Origin of the sequence: Noviherbaspirillum sp. (genome assembly GCF_036846085.1) — a bacterium.
Lineage (GTDB): Bacteria > Pseudomonadota > Gammaproteobacteria > Burkholderiales > Burkholderiaceae_D > Noviherbaspirillum.
Map to the genome: position 1 here is coordinate 1 of NZ_DAIUCO010000303.1, position 5814 is coordinate 5814.

The 5814-nt window shown below is 57.2% G+C and carries 9 protein-coding genes; all 9 read left to right on the forward strand.

Annotated elements, in window-relative coordinates; all coding sequences use genetic code 11:
* Positions 1 to 66: 66 nt before the first annotated feature.
* The gene (gene uraH / locus V7080_RS23090) at positions 67 to 420 is read left to right on the forward strand and encodes a hydroxyisourate hydrolase (RefSeq protein WP_334190729.1); all 354 of its coding nucleotides are present in this window, start codon (positions 67 to 69) and stop codon (positions 418 to 420) included.
* 245 nt (positions 421 to 665) lie between these two features.
* Positions 666 to 1790 (forward strand): DUF3616 domain-containing protein, encoded by a 1125-nt coding sequence (locus V7080_RS23095; protein WP_334190730.1) that lies wholly within the window; start codon positions 666 to 668, stop codon positions 1788 to 1790.
* Between the two features lie 53 nt (positions 1791 to 1843).
* Entirely contained in the window at positions 1844 to 2059 is a 216-nt protein-coding gene (locus V7080_RS23100; RefSeq protein ID WP_334190731.1) for a DUF4287 domain-containing protein, read from the forward strand.
* Positions 2060 to 2122: 63 nt separating this feature from the next.
* On the forward strand, positions 2123 to 2605 hold the full coding sequence (locus tag V7080_RS23105; protein ID WP_334190732.1) for an AAA family ATPase: 483 nt from the start codon (positions 2123 to 2125) through the stop codon (positions 2603 to 2605).
* A 138-nt stretch (positions 2606 to 2743) separates the two neighbouring features.
* Positions 2744 to 3115, forward strand: coding sequence for a hypothetical protein (locus V7080_RS23110; RefSeq protein WP_334190733.1), 372 nt, complete (start codon positions 2744 to 2746; stop codon positions 3113 to 3115).
* A 148-nt stretch (positions 3116 to 3263) separates the two neighbouring features.
* Complete coding sequence (locus V7080_RS23115) at positions 3264 to 3584, forward strand: hypothetical protein (protein WP_334190734.1); 321 nt, start codon at positions 3264 to 3266, stop codon at positions 3582 to 3584.
* Positions 3585 to 4077: 493 nt separating this feature from the next.
* A complete protein-coding gene (locus tag V7080_RS23120) occupies positions 4078 to 4224 on the forward strand; it encodes a hypothetical protein (protein ID WP_334190735.1) in 147 nt (48 codons plus the stop codon).
* A gap of 62 nt (positions 4225 to 4286) precedes the next feature.
* On the forward strand, positions 4287 to 4874 hold the full coding sequence (locus V7080_RS23125; RefSeq protein ID WP_334190736.1) for an A24 family peptidase: 588 nt from the start codon (positions 4287 to 4289) through the stop codon (positions 4872 to 4874).
* A 30-nt stretch (positions 4875 to 4904) separates the two neighbouring features.
* A complete protein-coding gene (gene cpaB, locus V7080_RS23130) occupies positions 4905 to 5780 on the forward strand; it encodes a Flp pilus assembly protein CpaB (RefSeq protein ID WP_334190737.1) in 876 nt (291 codons plus the stop codon).
* Positions 5781 to 5814: the final 34 nt, after the last annotated feature.

Genomic DNA, 5814 nt, shown 5'->3' on the forward strand with positions numbered 1-5814 from the left:
GGTATACGTGACGCCTTGCACCGGGCTAAGATGACGCGGTCATTCCCATTGCAAACAGGATCTTCCATGGCCAAGCTGACAACCCATGTCCTCGACATCCAGCACGGCAAGCCGGGCGACGGCGTGCATATCGAACTCTACGGAATCGGCGCCGGCGGCAGGACCTTGCTGAAAACCGCCGTTACCAACGCCGACGGCCGTTGCGCCGCGCCATTGCTCGAAGGCGCGGAAATGCAGCCGGGCATGTATGAACTGGTATTCGCCGCCGGCGATTACTTTGCCGCCAGGGGTATCGCCCTGCCGTCCCCGCGCTTCATTGACCGCGTCAGCATCGCGTTCGGCATTGCCGAACCGCAGCAGAACTACCATGTGCCGCTGGTGGTGTCTCCCTGGGCTTATTCCACTTATCGCGGCAGCTAGGGGAAATAACGCCCTGGCCGATGCACATTATCCTGGCGGAAAGACAGTGCATGAAGTCGTTACCGCTCAGTTCCGATTCACCATTCCGCCGCAAGGCAACCGGTTGCATGCACATCCTGCTCCTCAGGACTGCCGCGCCGGACGGCTCGGTGCGTTTTGGAAGAAACCTTTGATTTCCGTCCGCAAGCATCCTGGCATTGACGTGCACAATGGAGCGGATCGCCCCACTAAGCAAAGGCAAAACCATGACGCCCAACGGCATCCTTCTGCTGGAATTCCACCCCGAACGTCACGATCTCGGGAAGGGAAAGGAAATGCGCGACGGGCTGTCCGTCGCATTGCAGATCGGGAACACCCTCTGGGTCGCGAACGACGAAACCATCAGCCTGGAACGGCTTTCGCTGGTCAAGGAAGACGGCGGTGGCGAATACCGGTACGCCCGCGACCACAAGCAATTCCCGCTCGACGACTACCTCCGGCTGCCGGTGCCGCGCACCGGCGATCCGGCCGAATTGCAGGAAGTCGATATCGAAGGGCTGGCTTATGACGACGGCTATCTCTGGCTCGTCGGCTCGCACAGCCTCAAGCGCAGGAAGCCGGAGGTGAAGGAGGGCGTCAGGAAGGCGCAGAAGCAGCTGGCCCGGTTGTGTGCGGAAGGCAATCGCTATCTGCTCGCCCGCATTCCGGTTGCAGAAAGCAACGGCACCTTCACGCTGATGAAGGAGTCGGTGCGCAAAGGAAACAAGCAATGCGCCGCCCAGCTTCGCGCCAAGGGCGAACGCAACGACCTGATGGACGTTCTCATGGAGGACGAACACCTTGCACCATTCCTGTCGATTCCTGGCAAGGACAACGGCTTTGATATCGAGGGCCTCGCGGTAGCGGGCAAGCGTGTCTTCATCGGTTTGCGCGGACCGGTGCTGCGCGGTTGGGCAATCATCCTGGAGCTGGCGCTGAAGGAGGACAAGGAAGATCCCGCCGTCCTAAAACTCAAACGGATCGGACCGGACGGCCGTCGATACCGCAAGCATTTTCTCAATCTTGGCGGGCTGGGCATCCGGGACCTGTGCGTACAAGGCGACGACCTGCTGATCCTGGCCGGGCCGACAATGGACCTCGATGGGCCGGTGACTGTCTTTCGGTGGGTGGACGGCACCGAGCCGAAGGGTGAAAGCATGCTGGACACAAACGATGTGAAACGCGTCATCGATGTGCCGTTCGGCCAGGGTGTCGACCATGCGGAAGGCATCTGCCTCTACTCGTCCGACGGCGGCAAGGCAAAATCCCTGCTGGTAGTCTACGACGCCGCGTGCGTGAGCCGCCAGGTCGGTGAAAGTTCGCTTGCGGCGGATGTTTTTCATTTATCCTAGCGAGGGTGGAAAATCTACAAGTCCAACTTGTTTTCAACGACGAGACAACCGACATGGCAACGGACACAAACGTCAAGGGACCAGCTTCCTACTTTCCTTCCATCGAAAAAACGTATGGAAAACCGGTAACGCACTGGCTGAAAATCCTCGATTCGGTGAAAGATAAAAAGCATATGGAGCAAGTTTTCTTTCTCAAGTCCGAGCATAAAATCGGCCACGGCCATGCCAATGCTCTTGTTGCGTATCATCGTGCCCAGCCAGAGACTTGATCATTCACTCAGGCCCAATGCGGTCTGAACCGAAGCATTGGCAGTTATCACAGGAGTGAAACCATGTCGGCGACACTACATTTCCTATGCGGAAAAATGGCGGCCGGGAAGACAACGCTTTCCAGGAAGCTGGCTGACCAGCACCATGCCATCCTCGTTTGCGAAGACGCCTGGCTGCAGCAGTTGTACTCCACCGAGATTGCAAACTTCGACGACTATCTCAAGTATTCCAAAAGGCTGAAGCTGGTCATCGGGCCGCTGGTAACCGAGCTTCTTTGCAATGGCATATCGGTCGTGCTGGATTTTCCGGCCAACGTGCCGGCATCCAGAACCTGGATACGGGATATATTCGAATCGGCCAACGCGGAACATGTCCTCCACTTCGTCGATACGACCAATGAGCGCTGCATCGAGCAACTAAAGAAGCGCAACCTGGAAAAGCCGCCAGGGTCCATGGAAATGACGGTAGAGCAGTTTGAATACATCACGTCACTTTTCATTGCGCCGCAGGAAAGTGAAGGATTCAACATTCGAACCTATCGCTAACTCGAGACCGCAAACAAAAGTCCTCGCCGCCGGTCGGGCCGACCGCTGGACCGTATCCCTTTTTGATCCACAAAGAATCCATCATGGCCCGATGTGGATTAAAGGCGAGAATACCCCGACACACATGGAGACATGATCATGCAAACACCAGGAAGCACAGTCGCATACCGATCCGCCGTCGGCATTGCGCTTGCGGCGGCATTGATGCTCGTCTGGCTGAGTCTCGGCGTCGGCATCATCGGAAAGGATGGCGATCCCGCCAACATGATGTATTTCGGAGTGCTCGCTATCGGTATCATCGGCGCCTTGATCGCACGCTTCCAGCCTCGCGGGATGGCGCGTGCATTGTCGGCGGCGGCACTTGCTCAGGCATTGATCGCCGCGATTGCGGTGATCGCGGGCTTGGGCCTTCCATGGAGCGGACCAGCGGAAGTCCTGATACTCAATGCCTTCTTCATCGCGATGTTCGGCGGTTCGGCCTGGCTGTTTTGGCGTGCTGCACGCGGCTAAGCGGATCATGCGATTTGCAATTATTGGCAACTCGGGCTAGGGAAAGCCAACGCTGGGAAAGCGCCTGGCCGGAGCGATCGATGCGCCCATACTCGACCTGGATAACATCGCATGGGAGCCGGGGAAAATAGCCGAACAACGCGACCCTTTGCTGGCCCGTGCGGATGCCATCACGTTCTGCTCGCAGCATCCGCGCTGGATTGTCGAAGGCTGTTACGCAGATCTGATTGCTTCAGCTCTTGAATACAAACCTTTTTTGTTGTTCCTGGATCCCGGCCTGGAACAATGCGTTTCGAGCTGCTGGCCCAGGCCGTGGGAACCGCACAAATACGGCTGCCTCGAGGAGCAGAACCGGAAGTTAATTTTTCTGCTTGCCTGGGTCGAAGATTACTATCGTCGGCCCGGAGACATGTCGCTGTCTGGACACCAGGCGCTATTCATGGCCTATGAAGGACAAAAAATGCACTGACAGAATGTTCTGACATTGAGCGGGTGGTACTGATGGCCGTAAATCCGGACAACCGTATCGAGAATTGAGCGGTGCACATGCCCCAAAGCGTCCGTCCCGATAATCGCAGCAGTCAATGATGCAGCGCTTCCGGCGATTCCTTTCCAATGCAGGAATAACGCCATTTCTTTCCGTAAATCTTCCCGGCCCGGGAATCCCCGGTCTTCCTCACTTCCCTGGTGCAACTTAATTCAATGGGTTCGGGTCGTTTGCAGGCCACGAATCGTCCGTTTTCCCTTCGATAGGCTCCTTGCTTCCACAGCGCAAGCTTTGCGGCGCCTAGTTGGTTTGTCCTATGAGTTCCGTGCCAAAACGGTTGGTATGTCCTGCTTCGATCGGGACGTTGCGCTCATGTGCCTGGATCTTCGCATACCTATACTTTTTTCAACGTCAACGCCGTTGCTTTCATTCGAAACAGACCGAACAGCGAATGCTTTATCACCCGGAGATAGGTATGCGATTTACAAAAGGCAAGTCGCATGCAACAACCTTGTTTCTGCAAGATGAGGCCGGCGAGTCGAACATGGAGTATGCGCTTGTCGGATTATTGGTCGTCGTCGTAGGAATACTGGTACTGCTGGCGTTGAGCAAAAGCGATTGAAGTGTTAACGCGGGTAAGCATCTCTGTTTGAGGCGAGTGCAATTTTCGATACAGGCTTAGTTATGACGAACGAACTGGATTCCCTGCTTGAACTGCTCGCCATGCTGATCATGGATCCGCGTACCGCGGTGCTTTTTGTCCTGCTTATGCTCGCCGCAGTGCTGGACTATCGCACATACCGCATTCCGAACTGGTTGACGCTGACAGGCGTGATCTTCGCACTCGTTTACAACACCGCTTATCCGGCGCTTCCCCACGCCGGCTTTCTATGGTCCTTCGGCGGCTTGCTCGTCGGCCTGGCGACCATGTTGCCCTTGTATGTCTTCAAAGTCATGGGCGCGGGCGACGCAAAACTGATGGCAATGGTCGGCGCGTTTCTCGGTTTATCCGACGTCCTTTATGCGGTCGTATTCACGTTCATCGTCGGCGGCGTCGCCGCACTGGCATTCGCGCTTTTTCACCGGGCCTTCGGCCGCATGATGGGCAACATCAAGGAAGTCGCCGAGACCATGGTGATATCGGCGATGGCCGGCATCACACCCGATGGCCGCATCGCGTCCCGCGCGTCGGTGGGAAAGCTGCCGTATGGCGTCAGCATCAGCATTGGGACGATCCTGTACGTCGTGGCAAAGCATCTGGGTTTTGCATAAGCGATTCAACTTGGCAAATGAAGGTCGGATATGAAAAACGTTAAAGCAATCGGATTGATTTTCCTGGCGATGGTCATCGGACTGGTTGCCGCGGTATATGCGGCGGGATGGCTGTCAAAGCAAGGCACGATCGCATCCAACAAGGTGGTGGTGGCGACGGTCGACATCGAACTCGGCAGCAAGATCACGCCGCAGATGCTAACTACGGTCGACTGGCCGAGCGGATCCATACCGGCGGGGACCTTCAAGGATGCGAAGGATCTGCACGATCGCGTCGTGAAGATGGGCGTATTGCGCGGCGAAGCGGTCCTGGACGGCAAGCTTGCCCCACCAGGCACCAAGGGTGGACTGTCGGCGGTCATCGCGGAAGGAAAGCGGGCAATGACGGTCAGGGTCAACGATGTGGTGGGCGTAGCTGGATTCGCGCTGCCCGGGAATTATGTGGACGTCATGGTCAACGCCCAGCAGGAAACCAGGCAGGGTGAAGAAAACCGTCAGATAAGCAAAACCGTGCTTGAGAACGTCCTCGTATTGGCGGTCGCCCAGGAAGCGGGGCGCGACGATACCAAGCCGAAGGTGGTCAGCGCGGTCACGCTTGAGCTGTCATTGAAAGACTCCGAGAAGCTGGATCTTGCGCGCAGTGTCGGCACCTTGTCGCTGGTCCTGCGCAACCAGGTGGACAAGCAGACCGTTGCCACGGCCGGCATCACCAAGCGCCAGCTGTTCGGCGAGAAGGAGCCGGAGCCCGCACCCGTCGCGATGGCGGTCACCACCCCCGTGGCGGCGCCCATGGTCCAGCGCAGGAAGCCGGCGCCGCTCCCGGCACGGGATTGCGTCGAGGTGATCCAGAGCGGCACCCGGGTCATGCATTGCTTCGACAAGAACAAGTCAGCTGCAATTCAATAACAGAGACGGAGAGCATTTCAGTGAACAATAAAAA